The organism is Pseudoalteromonas sp. P1-8 (genome assembly GCF_001399985.1).
Classification (GTDB): Bacteria; Pseudomonadota; Gammaproteobacteria; order Enterobacterales; family Alteromonadaceae; genus Pseudoalteromonas.
Window position 1 is genome coordinate 180,637 of the sequence record NZ_LJSO01000005.1, and the last position, 16,035, is coordinate 196,671.

11 protein-coding genes are annotated in these 16,035 nt (G+C 42.9%); 5 read left to right on the forward strand and 6 right to left on the reverse strand.

Features of this window, described 5'->3' with window-relative positions:
• Positions 1 to 21 precede the first annotated feature (21 nt).
• Positions 22 to 1,020, reverse strand: coding sequence for an AraC family transcriptional regulator (locus AN213_RS09210; RefSeq protein WP_054560671.1), 999 nt, complete (start codon positions 1,018 to 1,020; stop codon positions 22 to 24).
• Entirely contained in the window at positions 1,004 to 1,921 is a 918-nt protein-coding gene (locus tag AN213_RS09215) for a sensor domain-containing diguanylate cyclase (RefSeq protein WP_054560672.1), read from the reverse strand. Before AN213_RS09215 ends, AN213_RS09210 begins: the two co-directional genes overlap by 17 nt.
• Before the next feature lie 284 nt (positions 1,922 to 2,205).
• Between AN213_RS09215 and AN213_RS09220 the strand changes: the two genes are divergently transcribed.
• Together AN213_RS09220 and AN213_RS09225 are read left to right on the forward strand one after the other, a co-directional pair.
• Positions 2,206 to 4,506 carry a TonB-dependent siderophore receptor gene (locus tag AN213_RS09220; protein WP_055198384.1) on the forward strand — a complete coding sequence of 767 codons (2,301 nt, stop codon included), beginning with the start codon at positions 2,206 to 2,208 and terminating at the stop codon, positions 4,504 to 4,506.
• A gap of 58 nt (positions 4,507 to 4,564) precedes the next feature.
• Positions 4,565 to 6,493 carry a phytase gene (locus AN213_RS09225; RefSeq protein WP_054560674.1) on the forward strand — a complete coding sequence of 643 codons (1,929 nt, stop codon included), beginning with the start codon at positions 4,565 to 4,567 and terminating at the stop codon, positions 6,491 to 6,493.
• A gap of 58 nt (positions 6,494 to 6,551) precedes the next feature.
• On the opposite strand, the gene AN213_RS09230 is transcribed toward AN213_RS09225, so the two are convergent.
• The 3 genes from AN213_RS09230 to AN213_RS09240 all read right to left on the reverse strand — a co-directional run bounded on the left by AN213_RS09230 (position 6,552) and on the right by AN213_RS09240 (position 9,772).
• Complete coding sequence (locus AN213_RS09230) at positions 6,552 to 8,138, reverse strand: L-lactate permease (RefSeq protein WP_054560675.1); 1,587 nt, start codon at positions 8,136 to 8,138, stop codon at positions 6,552 to 6,554.
• 81 nt (positions 8,139 to 8,219) lie between these two features.
• Positions 8,220 to 8,804, reverse strand: a complete 585-nt coding sequence (locus tag AN213_RS09235) for a YqaA family protein (protein ID WP_055021262.1) — start codon at positions 8,802 to 8,804, stop codon at positions 8,220 to 8,222.
• Positions 8,805 to 8,863: 59 nt separating this feature from the next.
• The gene (locus AN213_RS09240; RefSeq protein ID WP_054560677.1) at positions 8,864 to 9,772 is read right to left on the reverse strand and encodes a GGDEF domain-containing protein; all 909 of its coding nucleotides are present in this window, start codon (positions 9,770 to 9,772) and stop codon (positions 8,864 to 8,866) included.
• Positions 9,773 to 10,008: 236 nt separating this feature from the next.
• Here AN213_RS09240 and AN213_RS09245 point away from each other — a divergent pair, with 236 nt between their 5' ends.
• Both AN213_RS09245 and AN213_RS09250 read left to right on the forward strand, forming a co-directional pair.
• On the forward strand, positions 10,009 to 11,241 hold the full coding sequence (locus AN213_RS09245) for a TMEM143 family protein (protein ID WP_054560678.1): 1,233 nt from the start codon (positions 10,009 to 10,011) through the stop codon (positions 11,239 to 11,241).
• Between the two features lie 141 nt (positions 11,242 to 11,382).
• Positions 11,383 to 13,422 (forward strand): S9 family peptidase, encoded by a 2,040-nt coding sequence (locus tag AN213_RS09250; RefSeq protein WP_054560679.1) that lies wholly within the window; start codon positions 11,383 to 11,385, stop codon positions 13,420 to 13,422.
• A gap of 33 nt (positions 13,423 to 13,455) precedes the next feature.
• Here AN213_RS09250 and AN213_RS09255 read toward each other — a convergent pair whose 3' ends face one another.
• Entirely contained in the window at positions 13,456 to 14,586 is a 1,131-nt protein-coding gene (locus AN213_RS09255) for an ROK family transcriptional regulator (RefSeq protein ID WP_054560680.1), read from the reverse strand.
• 155 nt (positions 14,587 to 14,741) lie between these two features.
• Between AN213_RS09255 and fucP the strand changes: the two genes are divergently transcribed.
• Positions 14,742 to 16,031, forward strand: coding sequence for an L-fucose:H+ symporter permease (fucP, locus tag AN213_RS09260; protein ID WP_054560681.1), 1,290 nt, complete (start codon positions 14,742 to 14,744; stop codon positions 16,029 to 16,031).
• The last annotated feature ends 4 nt before the right edge of the window (positions 16,032 to 16,035 follow it).

The window sequence follows — 16,035 nt, forward strand, 5'->3', positions numbered from 1 at the left end:
CATGCAATAGCATGGGCTTTCTTACCCCTTCAATTGACTTGGCGTAAGCCCGGTCCAGCGTTTAAACGCTCGTCTAAAATTAGCAATATCATAAAATGATAAGCGCATGGCAACTTGCTCATTGCATTGCTCGCGCATGGCAAGTAGGTAAATAGCTTTGCGCTTACTTTGCTCATCATACAAGGTAGAAAAACGTACGCCATGAGCTTTTAATTTACGCTTGAAGGTTGCAGGGCTCATGGCAAATTGGCTAGCTACTTGGTCTAAATTTAACGCCGGAGTTTGATAAATTAATCGGCTTACGGCTTCCACAAAGGTGCTATTTGCAGAATTTAATGCCGCTAGCTGCGAGTTAATTTGTGAGAACCTAAAACTACTAAACGCGGGGTTAGTGAGCCTAAGCGCTTGTTTATTCAATACCCAACGGGTTATAGGCTTTTCAAAAGCGACTTTAAGGCCTAAATGCTGCTCGTATTCTTGGCTATGTCTGGCGCGTTTATAGGCAAACTCAAACTGACAAGGGACTCGCTCACCTGCCACTTTTTTTAGGACTTGGTAAAACGCGGCGCTGTAAATTTCCATTACGTACTGGCTTATTTCATCATCCAAGCCCACAGCATTTTGCAGCACAATGTAATACTGCTCGTTATGCACATAACTATAACTAAATAACAAAGGTGCTAATTGCATGCGTAAATTGTGTAACTGTTTTAAAGCTTGGCCGATGTACTCAGAATTTAACACGCCTTGGGCGGCAACAGAGGTATCGTTTGCTAGTTGACTGCCTAATAAAAAACCGCTGTCGGCGGACTTCATCAACTGCTTAAACTGCGTCAATAAGCGCACTTGCTGTGAAATACTAAACTGATGCTGCACACTCATTAAGTCTTGCTCAAACACCCCTGTGCCTCTGAGTAACTTATGCAGTGCAATGCCGCGACTTAAGGCCAGCTCCACCAGCGTGGTGATCAGTCCCTGTGCGGTGAGGTATTTGTCATCTTGATTAAGATACGGCTTCACAATGGCTGACTCTTTGTTGTTTTTGTTGTTGTAACTTAGCGTGTAAACGCGAGCTTAAACTTTGTGGTGTATCGCCTTGTATACTGCCCACTAAGGCCGCTGTTACATATTGAAACTTAGCGTGTTTTTCGCCTTCGACCTTAAATGCACAATGGCTCAGCGCCGAGGTAATTTGCGCCACCAGTTCTTTTGCTTGTACTGCGCTGGTATTTGGCATTAGCACCATAAAGCAGTCTCCTGCATAGCGGCATACGACATCGTTAAGGCGGCAATTCATCAATAAAAGCTCGCTCACTTCACGGAGTAAGCGGTCGCCTTCGATAAAACCAAATTCAGCGTTAAAATCAGCAAAACCGCGAATATCAATAGCGGCTAGTTGCAATGGCTGTGGCTCACTTAACTGCTCTTTTAGTACATCTTGTAAGTAATCAGCCTTATACAGCCCTGTTATTGAGCACACTAATTCATGCTCACGATGCTGTGCTTCACGGCGCTTTAACTGCCTGTTAAGGACGTATTGCTCTTGATGCCACTGATAAAGTCCAAGACTTGTGAAGATCATACCTATCGGCGCAGGCAATGATTCAATCCAAGTAAGCCACGTGTTGGTTGGTTGATGTAACCACTCATCAAATAAATCAAGGGAAGCTGAAAACATAAAAAGCCCAAGCCCAAGCACTAAAAAGCTGGTGACTTTGCCGGGCGGCCTCGAAATAAGCAGCGCAGCTATCCAAGTAAGGGTCATAAGCACAATGCCACCCTCGCCTAAAATATCTAACCATGCGATATCGGCTAGAGGCTTTAACTCTCCTGCTTGCGCGCTTAGCAAAAACGCAATCACAAACAAAGCAATAACGGCATTGGTTAAAAATCGATGATGAGTAAAAGGGTTATATCGCATTCTCAGTACCTAACAATAATTCACGCTGCCATGCTAACTCGTTAGCGTTTAAAGCAGCAGGGTCATATTAGCTCAATGATGTGACAGCAAAACGACAGTCAAACCTTGTTAAACCCTTTAAGTACTATAATTGCCTTAAAAAGATGGGGTTATTGCAGCTCAAAAGTACTTTTAAAACCCCCTAATCACTTGTTTTTACTGGTTGTTAGCGATTTTCTGTCACATTTGCGTCATTTAAGCTGCGTACTTTGCTCATCAAACCAAGGACAACCAGGAGCAAACCCATGAAACAATTTAAAACGAAGGCGTTAGTAAGCGCCCTCGCCTTATGCCAATTTGCCGCTTACGCACAAGACGAACAAAGCAGCGATGAGAAAAAAGTAAAAGTCTCTGAAGAGCTTGTTGTATATGGCGAGATTGGTTATCGCAACCGCTCACAAGAGCTAGCACCGACGCTTGAATACTCACAAGAATACTTTCAACGTTTTGAACCGCTGACTGCCGGTGATGCATTAAAACGTGTACCGAGTGTGACGTTTTTATCAGATGTTTTAGAGTCTGATGGCGCGCGTATGCGTGGCTTAAGCCCAGCTTACACAAAGGTGCTTATCAACGGTGAAGAAGTACCTGGTGCAGGTGCTGACCGCTCATTCTTTGTTGACCGTATTCCTGCTGAGCTAATTGAGCGTGTAGAAATTATTCGTGCTTCAAGTGCAAACCGCTCTGCCGATGCCATTGCCGGCACGCTAAACATTGTATTGCGTGACGGTTACAGCCTAGATGGTGGTTACCTTCGTGCGGGTAGCCTGCGTTATGACGATGGCGAATTAAAAGAAAGCTTTGCAGGTGTTTACGGCACTGAGTTTGCTGGCGGCCGTTTACTACTAGGTGCGAACTTACAAGGTCGTTATAACCCAAAACAAAAATCAAGCCTACGCTATGGCGATAGCCCAGAGAATAACGCTAATTACAAAACCGAAGAATTCGATAACCGCGAAGATCAATCAGATATTCGCGACGGTGACGACACCTCGCTAAATGCCAGCTACGAAATTGCTTTTGATGATGGCAGTAAGTTTGATATCAGCGCGATTTGGGTTGATACCGACCGTACTGAAGATGAGCGTTCATTTGAATATGACGACCCAACAGCAATTAATAACTCAATTGTTGAAGGCGGTAACCTTGAGACCGACAACGCCAATGTGTCTTTCATCGACCAAACCAACTACAACATCAACTCGGGTTATGAGTTACCCCTTTTTGGTGGCACCAGTAAATTCAAACTTGGTTTTGCAAGCTTTGAAGAGTCTGTTTACGAACAAGAAGTAGAAATCGATACCTCTGAACTACCTATGGTATTTGAGGAAGAAGAAGAAACCGTAGACCTTGATGACAAAGAATGGTCATTACAATGGCAACATAGCTTGTTTGCAGGCGAGAACAAAACGATTCAATTCGGTGCCTTTGTACAAGGTAAAGAGCGCGATACTGCGGTTTATCAAGCCGAAGGTGAAAGCGAACAAAGCTTTACTAGCTGGGATCAGTTCAGCAAAACACCACTGTCACTTGCAGGCTTTAACAACGAGTTTGAAGCAGCCTCTGGTGGCGTCAATAAGCTCGAAGAAGACCGCCTAGATGTATTTGCATTAGTTAAGCACGAAGACCAAGACTTCTCGTGGGAGTTAGGTGTGCGCTACGAAACAACCGACTCAACCATTACTGACAAAGCAGAAGGTGTCAGCGCTAAAAACGATTATGACTTCTTCTTACCATCGGCACATTTACGCTATAACGTCTCTGAAAACGGCCGTGTTAGTGCATCGGTTGCACGTAGCTTACGTCGTCCTGACTTTGATTACATCACCCCTGCTCTACTTGAAAAAGAGCTAGGCGATAACGACTTTTTAGGTAACCCAGACCTACAACCAGAATCATCGTGGGGTATGGACTTAGGTTATGAGTATCGTTTAGGTAAAAGCGGCGTCGTGGGTATCAATGTGTTCTACCGTGATGTCACTGACCTTATCGAAATAGCTAATACAGGCCAACAAGGTTCAGAAGGTGATGGTACTTACATTTTGCAACCGCGTAACACCGGTGATGGCAACGTAAAAGGTATCGAGCTTGATTTATCAACGCCGCTAAGCGCTATTAGCATGCCAAACACAGGGGTATTCTTTAACTACTCATGGCTTGATTCAGAAGTAGATGACACTTTCGGTAGCCGTAAATTCAACGACCAATCTGACTACGTGTTTAACGTTGGCTTTATTCAAGATCTACCTGATTTAGGGGCTTCGTTCGGTGCAACTTACCGTAAACAAGGTGATGCTTATGGCCGTATCGTGGGTGAAGAAGTAACCACACACTACGGCGCAGACCTTGAAGTATTCGTAGAAAAACGCTGGCAAGACGTCACGCTTCGTTTGGTGGGCTCAAACCTATTAGATGCAAGCAAAGACGAAACCTTTAACAAGTTCGACACGGTTGATGATCAAATCAACCGCGACTTTGACGAGTATGAACTGGAGTCTGAAGAAGCAGGCCCTGTTATTCAGTTAATGCTGCGCTACGCGTTTTAATACACATAAGAGTTATTAAGGCAGCGCATTGCTGCCTTGTAGTATATTTGGGGATCCCATGAATTTTAAAAAACCACTTAATCTTGTTGCCAGTGCAGTGATACTAAGCACCCTAGCAGCGTGTAGCCAAACAACGGTAACCGAGGCACCAAGTAAAAACCAATTAACAGCATTTGGCACAACAGAAAATATGCAAGGCTCACAAGCGGCGGCCCTTGCTGATGACGCTTGGCTATTAAGCTCACAAAGCCAAGGCCTACAACTTATTGATGCCACAGGTAAACAACATGCATTACAAAAAGGTAACTTCGAAGCGCTGTCTGTTAAGGCAATCAGCAAAAACAGCTACCTTGTTGCTAGTATCGACAACGAAGCTGACCAAGCAGTGATTTTTAGCTTACAAAAAGCAGCTAAATGGCAGTTAACTGAAATTAGCCGTATTAGCCCACCAAAAGCAAAGCCTGAAGCGGTGTGCTTATTTGCTAACCCGACAACTCAGGCAGTTTCGGCATTTGTGGCAGACGCTCGTGGTCTTATCCGCGAAACACTGGTGTTTGACATGGAAAATAAGCGCGCGTTAAACCTTGAATTACGTGAGTTTGCCGGTGTAAGTGAAACATCAGGCTGTGCGGTTGATGATAACAGTAAAACTCTTTATTTAAGTGAAGGCGAGCTAGGCATTTGGCAAATTAACGCAGATGCTGAATCGCGCGCCGATAAAAAGCCCGTGGCTTTGATGTCGCCATTTGGCAGCTTAGCGCCTGAAGTTGGCGGTTTAACCACAACAGATGATGGTAGCTTATGGTTCACCACCTCTGAAGATAACCAATTACATCGCTACGAAAAGAGTACTAAACGTTTTAGCAGCTGGCAATTTGCTGGTGAACTGGCGATTGAATCTGCCGCAGTGCGCTTTAACAATAAGCAAGCTGATATCGTGTTATACGATGACGAATCAGGTCATTATGTAAAAGGTCAAATAGATGGGCAGGCTAAACAACATAATAGCGCTAAAACAGCCGCTGTTACTTACATCAATGCGCAAGCGCAAACCGATGCAGTACGTGCTTTTGGTGATGCCGCCGATGACCCTGCTATTTGGGTAAATTCTAAAAATGCAGCAAAAAGCCTGATCTTAGGTACCGATAAACGCCGTGGTTTAATGGTGTATGACCTTGCAGGCAAAGAGCTACAAGCGCTAGAAACAGGCCGTTTAAATAATGTTGATGTGCGCCAACATGCAAGTATCAACAACGCAAGCAATACGTGGATCACCGCAAGTAATCGTACTCATAACAGTATCAGTGTTTACAGCGTCGATACTCACAATCAGGTGCAACATCTTGCTGAGCTGCCAACGACTTTAAACGAAATTTACGGTATGTGTATGTACTCATCAAACACTGGCAACTATGTGTTTATGAATGACAAATCAGGCCTATTTCAGCAATACAAACTAACTGGTAATAATGAGAGCGTATCAGCACAACTAGTACGCGAATTTAGTGTTCCAAGCCAACCTGAAGGGTGCAGTGCAGATGATAAAACCGCACAGCTATTTTTAGGTGAAGAAGACGAAGGTATTTGGTTTATTGGCGCTGAGCCAACAGCAGGAAATAAACCTGTAATGCTGCAAACTGTGAACGATATGTTGGTTGATGATGTAGAAGGCATGGAAATCTACCACGCAAAAGATGCCCGCTATTTAGTGGTTTCTAGCCAAGGTGATTACAGCTATGTGCTTTATAAAATTATTGATGGCAATACCCCTAGCCTAGAGTTTGCGGGTAAATTTGCAATCAGCAATAACCTAGAGTTAGCAATAGATGGCGTATCAGAAACTGATGGCCTAACGGTAACACCGGCTGCGTTACCGGGCTACCCTGAAGGGGTGCTAATTGTGCAAGATGGTTACAATCGTATGCCACAGGCACCGCAAAACTTTAAGATTATTGACTGGCGCGAAGTAAAAAAAGCTATTCAATAAATTACTCCGTAAGGGTGCTCGGTTTATCTGGGCACCTTTTTTATCTGAACATGTTTAATCAGTAAAATAAATAACTAAAACATCCTACAATTGCACCGTAAATTAGCATAGGCAAAAAGGTTTTCTTAAGAACTGGCCCTTCTTGATTATTCACTCCAACAATACTGGCTACAGCAATAATATTGCTAATGCAGATCATATTCCCCATCGCAGCCCCCGTTGATTGCAACGCAAGCACTAAGGTTTCTGATAGGCCCACTTGCTGTGCAATACCATATTGAATACCGCCAAAGGTAAGATTAGACACGGTTGCCGAACCTGAAAAGAAAGTCCCGAGAGCTCCCAAGTAGGAGGCAAATAACACCCAGTGCTCACCGCTTAAATCAGCAAAGGTACTCGCCATATAAAATATGGGCGCATTATGGCCGCCTTGCATTAAAACATTCACCATCACCAGCGCCCCGATTAAAGCGATACATGGCATAACAATACGGCCTATGGTGTCGGAGCACATTTGCTTTACTTGTGTCTTACTCATTTTAAGTAACGGCACACAGATCAACACCACTAATACAAACGGGATCAACGCTGGTACAAACAAGGTTTTATACGACCACCCCACTGAAGTGCCGAATATCTCATGTAAAGATAAGATCAGTGCTTTGCTTAATTCAAATTGTGCAAAGCCCAAATGAATACTCACCCAGAGCGTTTCGTCGTTAAGCAATGCTTTAATGCCCAACTGATGAATACGGGTTATCACCAGCACAACAATCAAAAGTAATAACGGTAATAAAGCTAAAAATAGCGCTTTGGGTGTAAGCTCAGCTTTGCCTTTCGAGCTTTGTGCATTTACAGCTGACTTATCTAACCCCACTCCCCTACTTGCTAAATAGATAGTGACTAATAGACCCACTGCACCACCTATCAACGATGGAAATTCATAGTTCCACTGGGCAAACAACCAATAAGGTAAGACACATGAAAACACACTCAAATAAATGAATACGCTATTTTGACGCACCTTTTTTAGTGGTAAAACAAGACACAGCGCAATCATAGGAATAACCAAAGCAGCAATAACATGACAAAGCGCCGTCCACCTTGAGATAGCCAACACTTGCCCATCATCTAAGTTTAGCGCCGAAAAGCCAAACCATGTTGGTGTGCCAACTGCACCAAAAGATACGGGGATCGAGTTTAAAATAAGAGTGAAAATAATCACTTTAAAAGGCGAGAAACCAAGCCCGACCAAAATAGGCGCCGCGATGGCCGCAGGCGTGCCAAAGCCCGATGCGCCTTCGAGCATAAATGCAAATGCCCAACCAATGATCATCAACTGTGCAACTTGATTACTGCTAATTGATTCAAGCCAATGTTTTATCGTAGTTTCGGCCCCAGATATTGCCAACATGCGGTTAAGTAAAATAGCCCCTGCAATAATCGAAATGGGCGTCATAACAGACAACACACCAGCAAACGAATTAGCAAGCAACAGCCTTAAATCAGCTTGGAAGTAAAACAGTTGCAGTAAAGCAGCGAGTAGCGCTGTTATGGGTAAGGCAATATAAGAAGCGATGGGGCTGCGTTTTACCATCATCCAGATCAGCACCAAAATAGGCAGTGCAGCCACTAGGGTATTCATGGGTCATCCTGTTGTTTTTATTAAGCGCTTTCCTTAATTCAAAGTATAGACAGGATAACCATAATCAGTATTTTTTATTTGTTAAATGAGTGTACTGAGCCACCAAAGTAACAGTACTAACACAGAAATAGCGACTAAAGCTTTGGTTTTGTGCTTTTGAATAACTCGCTCTGCCTGATTACCCGCGTAATAAACAACGGCAGCAAGGGCAAAGTAGCGGATTGAGCGAGCAATAACCGTTGCCAGTAAAAATAGAAAAATTGAATACTTAGTTGCTCCAGCGGCCAGCATGGCAATTTGAAATGGGATGGGCACAATACCGAGCGTCAATACAAACCAAAAGCCTTGTGCCTGCATTTTTTGCTTAACTTGCTCGAACTGCTCAGGGTTTGAAAAGGTATTAATCACCCAGTCCCCCACTACATCAAATAGATAGTAGCCGAGGGCATAACCAAAAATAGCACCAATAATACACCCAATGGTCGCCATTAATGCGATTAACCAAAGCTTTTCTCGGCGGGCTTGCATTAACGGAACAAGCACAGCTTCAAGAGGAATAGGCACTATAGTTGACTCTAAAAATGATGCCACCGTGATTGATTTGAGCATATGTTTAGAGTCGATAAACTGCCGTGTTTTTTGCTTTAACTTTTTAGCAATTGCCATTATTCATCCCTTGGAGTTTTGTTGCGATATAGGTTACAACAAAAAGCCTTAACCGTCCCTTACGGTTTATGAATATAACGGCTACGGCCTTGATTCTTTGCCAAATAGAGCGCTTGGTCGGCACGTTTCATGGTGTTGCTAAATGTCTCTGTGGCACGTTTTATAGCCGAACCAACACTCACGCTGAGCGTTTTACTAGGCGTCACCATCACATTATTAGCAAGGCTGAGCAGTTGCTCACAGGTAGCACGTAACTCATCAGCGTCGTCGGTGGCTACATAAAGTGCAAACTCCTCACCACCGATTCGTGCAAATAGAATGTCTTCATCTAATGCTTGATGACACTGATAAACAAAATCTATCAATACCTGATCACCAACATCATGGCCATATTCATCATTAATCGCTTTAAAATGATCAATATCAGCTATCACTAGGCTATGTGGCTTATCTTGGTTTTGCTGCACATAATGATAAAAATAACGACGGTTATACGCCTTTGTTAATACATCGGTTTTTAGTTCTTCTTCAAGCTGTTCACGGGTTTTAGCTAAGTCTGTAAGGGCAAGGTAAAGACCAAACCCAGTTACTAGCATCCCTAAAGTGCGAGTAATATCTTCAATATAAATGCCAACCCAGATTGGTTGAAATACCAGCTCGTCTAAAAAATCAAAAGTAAGCCCAACGCTCCAAAGGAAGATACCCACACTTAAAAATAAGTAGCTGCGCTTTGCAACCACCGAGGTTTGCACAAACGCGAAAATACAAATCAAAATAAGTAAGTTAATGGCATCACTTAGCACGCCATTTAAGTAGATATCGTTTTCGAGCCGATTAAAGTAATACAGATAAGTGATCACTATCAGCAACAAAAAGACAATAAAAGAACTAATAAATAACCGCTTTATTATGAGTGGTACTGAGTTTAACTCAGCCTTTACTTCAGGAGGGGATGCTTGCTTATTCATAACTAATCACGACAACGTACTGCAATGAACTAAACATTAGCAAAGCAAATTTAAAAGTGCATGATAAAGCCGCTTAAAAGGGCAAAAACCAGCGTTTTTACTGGAGTAAAAAGTCTAAAAATAAGCCGTTTTAGTCAGTGAAAAAGTCTAAGTTCATGCTATTTGCCACTAACGGTCGCAATTCTGCTGTTATTTTTTTATCATCGCTGACAATTTAAATGACACAGCAAGAATCAATGAGCGACGCACGATTTATTCCTTTTCGAAAACACGACATCATCAACCTTTGCCAAGCCTATTTAGGTGAATCGCAATCAGGTTCGTTTATGGAGTTTGCTACACTTTTGCAAAGCGTGACTCATTACCAATATCACGAGCTGCTGGAGTCATTAAAAAACAACTATGCGCCATTTGACCCAAATAGCGACACCCGCACTCTAATACCGATTACCGACGAGCAACGTGCCAGCTACCAATCTGCCTTTGCAAAAGACTTTGCCACCGTACTCAATGCTGCCAATTTTGAAACCATTACCAATCAAGACTTGCAAGATGCACTGAATGAAGAGTCTTTATTTAAAGTGCGTTTAGCCGTTGAGTTTGATGACTTTGCAGAAGTAGTTTTTTACCGCCGCGGCGAATCGCAAAAAACTGAGACGCTGCGCAGTTTTTGGGGGCTTAAGAAAAAACAGATTCAATTTACTAACTATGATCGCGTTGCCATATTCATCCGCTTTAAAGACGAGCAGTACTTTTTAGAAAAAGGCAAAATGCCAGTGGGCTTTGAACCAAATTCAACCATTGTCAAATTATTCCAGAATGTGCCAAAAGCCGATTTAGAAATGCTGTTTCCGAATAGCGAAGTAAAAATGCGCCCAATAGATAAACTGATTATTGGTTCATCAGCATTGATTGGCGGTGCTGTGGTGTTGGTAACAAAATTAGGCGCGTCAATTTTACTACTGATTGCTCTGATTGCCTTTTGGGGTGGTTGGCGCAGTGAAGAAGTACATATGAGTCAGCAACACTTTATTACCTTTGCAATCGGCATGGGGGTATTTGGCAGCTTTATTTTTAAAGAATGGAGCAAGTTTAAAAACCGTAAAATTCGCTTTATGAAAGCACTGGCCGACAACTTGTATTTTAAAAACCTCGATAACAATGCAGGTGTTTTTCATACTCTCGTTGATGCAGCTGAAGAAGAAGATGTTAAAGAGGCGCTGCTTGCCTACACCTTTTTACTAAAAAGCGAATCAGCGATGACTGCAGAGCAATTAGATAGTCAAATTGAGCAATGGTTTAACGAACAACATAATTGCCAGCTCGACTTTGAAATTGATGATGCTTTAGACAAACTCGTAAAGCTTGATCTAGTTAATCAGCAAAATGAACTTTATTCGGCGGTTGATTTAGATAAGGCAAAACAGCGCTTAGATGCGCGTTGGGATGACTATTTTAAGTTTGCCTAAGCCTTTAAAATCAGGTACTAGCAAGTACAAATCGAGTCTGAGTCTGTTTAACTCTCGTTACGGCATTTTGGTCTCAATGTGCTTGCGCAGCGAATGGTCTGCTTTTAGGATAAAATTTTACGGCTAAAAAAAGACCATTCCATGCAATTAAAAAAAACAATCCTTATTGGAGCAAGTTTGCTGTGCGCAGCAACAACAGCTCAAGTATATGCTAACGACAAATTTGTCTCTGAAGATATTTTTCAACTTGAATACGCAGGCGACCCACAAATAAGCCCAGACGGTAAAAAAATCGTTTATGTTCGCAGCGGCTACGACATCATGAAAGATGGTAATAAGCGTAGCTTTTGGCTGTACGATATAAAGTCTGGTCAACACACGCCACTGTTTTCTGATGAACATAACTATAGCCAACCTACTTGGTCTCCAGATAGCAAGAAAATTGCCTTTACCAGCAACTCAAGTGGCTCAAATCAGCTTCACGTTTATTGGTTAGCGCAAGACAAACAAGCATTATTAACGCAACTACCAAAATCAGTACGTAACTTAACTTGGTCGAATGACTCTGAACAAATTGCTTTCACCATGAGCATTCCTGAAGGTAAATCTGCGTTCGCTAAATCAGTAAAATTGCCTAAAAAGCCAAAAGGCGCTGAGTGGTCAAAACCAGTGAGAGTGTTTGAAAAAGCACGCTATCAAGCTGATGGCGCAGGCTTTTTAGAGCCTTCATATCGTCACGTTTTTGTTATTCCTGTTTCGGGTGGCACACCACGCCAATTAACATCGGGTGATTATCAGCACTATGGCCCTCTTGCTTGGGACCCAAGTAACACAAAACTAGCTTTTTCTGCTGATCGCAATGATGAGTGGGAATATCGCACAACTGAGTCAGACCTATATGAAATCAATGTAAAATCAGGCGAGCTTACGCAACTAACTGATTTACCTGGCCGTGAAAGTAACCCACGTTACGCACAAGACGGTGATGAACTTGCCTTTGTTGCGCGCGACAATGCCCCTGTGCCTTACATTAACTCAACACTATCTATGCTCGATTTAGATGATAAATCAATCAAGCATATTACTGAAAAATTAGACCGCTCAGTGGCTGATTATAAATGGTCAGGCGATGGCGACTTCGTTATTCAGTACGATGATTTTGGTAAGCGTAAGCTCGCTAAAGTCAACAGCCGCGGTAAGGTCACTGACTTAACTGATACGGTATCGGGCACTTCAATTGGTCGTCCGTATATTAGTGGTAGTTTCAGCATGGCCAATAATGGCGCTATTGCGTACACCACAGGCAGCGAATACCGCCCAGCTGATTTAGGCTACATCTACAGAGGTAAAAGTAAAACACTAACTTCATTAAACGAAGATGTATTAGGCCATAAAAAGCTTGGTAAAGTGCACGAGCTGAATGTTAAATCGCAGTTCGACGGCCAAGCCATTCAAGGTTGGTACATTACGCCACCTGATTTTGATGAAAACAAACAATACCCATTAATGGTTGAAATTCACGGCGGCCCACATCTTGCCTATGGCCCAAGCTTTACTGCTGAATTACAACGTTATGCCGCTGAAGGTTACGTTGTTGTGTATGTGAATTACCGTGGTTCAACAAGTTACGGTAAAGACTTTGCACTACTGCTAGATGGTAAATACAGCTCTGAAGAAGACTTTGCCGATCACAACTCTGCAGTTGATGCCATGATTGCTAAAGGCTTTATCGACAAAGATAACTTATTTATTGCTGGTGGTTCAGCAGGTGGTATTGCAACGGCTTATGCGGTTGGTTTAACAAACCGCTTTAACGCTGCGGCAATTACCAAGCCTGTGATCAACTGGTTAAGTAAAACGCTTTCAGCCGACAGCTATATTGGTCAAATTCGTAACCAGTTCCCTGGCATGCCATGGGACAATGTTGAGCACTACTGGAAACGTTCACCGCTTTCATTAGTGGGTAACGTAACCACACCATCATTGATCATGACAGGTGAAGAAGACCGCCGCACGCCGATTTCAGAATCAGAACAGTTCTATCAAGCATTAAAACTGCAAAAGGTAGATACCGTGCTTATTCGTGTACCGGGCTCACCACATGGTATTGCGGGTCGTCCTTCACGTATGATTTCGAAAATTGAATACACCCTTGCGTGGTTCAAACAATATCAGAAGTAATGAATTAAGCAGGAGTGAGGTGCTCACTCCTGCTTAAAAATAATGATGACTAAGCGCAAGTTGAGCAGAACCTATCGACTGCGCTTTTTCCCCGCACACGCCTAAACCAACTTCACAACTACGTAGTCCACGACTATCTAACCGTGCAAATGCTGCAATTGATAACTGCTTGAGCTGTTCAAGCGCTTTACTCGGTAACGGCGAATCAATAATCACAGCTTGCATATCTAATAAACTCAAACAGTTATGCATGGCAATACTGATAGCCTCAGCAGATTTTTCAAGCCAAGGCTGAACTAGCCGTTTATGATCTGAAAACTGACTGTCGGTAAGCTCATACACAGATATACCAAGTTGCTGCTTATCAAACTCGCTTTGTAATGAGAGTAGTGAACATTGACTAAGTAACTGTTCGCGTTCAGCGTTTAGCATTGAGCCTATAGCACCGGCATTACCACTTTTACCTTCGAGAAGTTGGTGGTTAATCACCACGGCCCCACCTAAAAAAGCCCCCAAATAAACATACAAAAAATCGCTGTAGTTATTAGGGTTACCAAGGCTTAGCTCTGCACAGCAGGCAGCGTTATTATCGTTACTAATATAAACCGGTAAATTAAACTGACTTTCTAAGTAACCTTTTAAGTCGAAATTTTGCCATTGACTAAGGGTATTTGTTGCAGTGTCTGAAGCGGCTTGCCATTGCCAAATATCAAACGGCATAGCGACCCCTAGCCCACACACATGTGAGCGCAGTTCAGGTTCTAATTGACTGATTAGTTGTGGGATATGTATTTCTAAGAATGATTTAAGCTCATCAACCGATGCTTCATTCACCTCAACAGATACCGATGCTCTTTGCGTGCTTTGTAAGTCAACGAGTATCAGGTCGAAGCGTCGTCGCCCGATTTTCAAACCAAAGCTAAACGCGCCATCTGGATTGAGCCTAAACGGCACGCTTGGTTGCCCTACTCGTCCTTTTATAGGTGCATCACGAAGCAATAGCTTATCTTCTTCGAGCTTGTTGATGTTCACTGTTGCAGCCTGAGCAGACAAGGCTAACGCTTTCGCTATTTGTGCTTTAGGCATGCTTTGCTGTTGCCTAATTAAGCTTAGAATTGCGCGCTCGTTCTTGCTTCTTGGTGCTCGCGATAAACTACTCTTCATAACATCCTTCTTGATACCAGCTTAATACGCGGCCTATTAGACCTTTTTGGCGTACTATCTACCAGTCAAAATAATAAATCAACTATGTTGATTTATTATTTATAGTCGTGAATACTGTCGGCCACAACAATATGAACACATTAATCTGGTGAACTATGCAAACACAGCCTGCTATTGTATCGCGCCAAATGCTTTGGCCTTTTATTCTGCTTACAATTTGCTTTGCTGCTTGGGGTACTGCGGCCAATATGACAGACCCATTAGTGAAAGTTTTTAGCAAAACATTTTCGATGAGTGCGTTGCAATCAGCACTGGTGCAGTTTAGTTATTACGGTGCTTATTTTTGCTTAGCTTTACCGGCAGCCATGATCAATAGACGGTTTAATTATAAAACGGGGCTGTTAGTGGGTTTAGCCATGGCCGCCTGTGGTGCTTTATTGTTTTACCCTGCTAGCCAAACCATGCTCTATAGCCACTTTTTATTGGCCTTGTTTATTCTTGCTGGTGGCTTGTCTATTTTAGAGACTTCTGCAAATCCCTATGTCATGCAGTTAGGATGCGAGCACACAGCAACCCGTAGACTTAACCTCGCGCAAGCTTTCAACCCCGTTGGTACTAATATTGGTGTGTTTTTAGCGGCGACGTTGATCTTACCGAACTTAAATCAAGCTGATAGCGCAAGCCGTGCTCTGATGAGTGAAGCGCAATTAAAAACCGTTGTGAGTGCAGAGCTTGACGCTGTGATGGTGCCGTATGTGGGTATGGCCTGTTGTTTAATCTTACTATGGCTATGTATCTTTTTTAGCCGCTCTCCTGCCACAGTAACAAAAGCCGCAGCGCAACCGCGTAAACTTAAAAAGACCTTTCAACATTTGTATCAAAATAAGCACTACCGATTTGGTGTGCTTGCACAGTTTTTTAATGTTGGCGCACAAACTTGTGTATGGACCTACACCATTGGCTACACCATGGAAGCTCTTAACACTACAGAAGTTACCGGCGGTCAGGTATTACAATATTCTATGCTGGTGTTTTTAGTTTCTCGCTTCATCATGACTTGGCTAATGCGCTTTATTAGCGGCGCTAAATTACTGCGCTTTATGGCTTTAGTTGCAGCCGTGCTTTGTTTTATTGTTACCACCCAAGTTAATTTAGTGGGCGTAGTCGCACTTGTAGCTATTTCAAGCTGTCTATCTTTGATGTTTCCAACCATTTACGGCACAGCACTTGAAGGCCTCGGCGAAGATGCAAAAGTTGGTGCGGCAGGTTTAGTAATGGCAATTTTAGGGGGCGCATTTTTACCTCTGATCCAAGCTGCAACTATAGATGCTTTTAACACTGCGGTTTCGTTTGTTGTACCACTTGTTTGCTTTTTAATTGTTGCTTTGTATGGCCACCATACCAAAGTAGCAGCAATACCCGCCAAAGCGCAGTTGCAGGACTAAACGC

Coding starts and splice junctions, on each gene's coding strand:
- AN213_RS09235 (WP_055021262.1), bottom strand. CDS start 8,804: ATGGCAATTGCTAAAAAGTTAAAGCAAAAAACACGGCAGTTTATCGAC.
- AN213_RS09250 (WP_054560679.1), top strand. CDS start 11,383: ATGCAATTAAAAAAAACAATCCTTATTGGAGCAAGTTTGCTGTGCGCA.
- AN213_RS09240 (WP_054560677.1), bottom strand. CDS start 9,772: ATGAATAAGCAAGCATCCCCTCCTGAAGTAAAGGCTGAGTTAAACTCA.
- AN213_RS09245 (WP_054560678.1), top strand. CDS start 10,009: ATGAGCGACGCACGATTTATTCCTTTTCGAAAACACGACATCATCAAC.
- AN213_RS09255 (WP_054560680.1), bottom strand. CDS start 14,586: ATGAAGAGTAGTTTATCGCGAGCACCAAGAAGCAAGAACGAGCGCGCA.
- AN213_RS09230 (WP_054560675.1), bottom strand. CDS start 8,138: ATGAATACCCTAGTGGCTGCACTGCCTATTTTGGTGCTGATCTGGATG.
- fucP (WP_054560681.1), top strand. CDS start 14,742: ATGCAAACACAGCCTGCTATTGTATCGCGCCAAATGCTTTGGCCTTTT.
- AN213_RS09220 (WP_055198384.1), top strand. CDS start 2,206: ATGAAACAATTTAAAACGAAGGCGTTAGTAAGCGCCCTCGCCTTATGC.
- AN213_RS09225 (WP_054560674.1), top strand. CDS start 4,565: ATGAATTTTAAAAAACCACTTAATCTTGTTGCCAGTGCAGTGATACTA.
- AN213_RS09215 (WP_054560672.1), bottom strand. CDS start 1,921: ATGCGATATAACCCTTTTACTCATCATCGATTTTTAACCAATGCCGTT.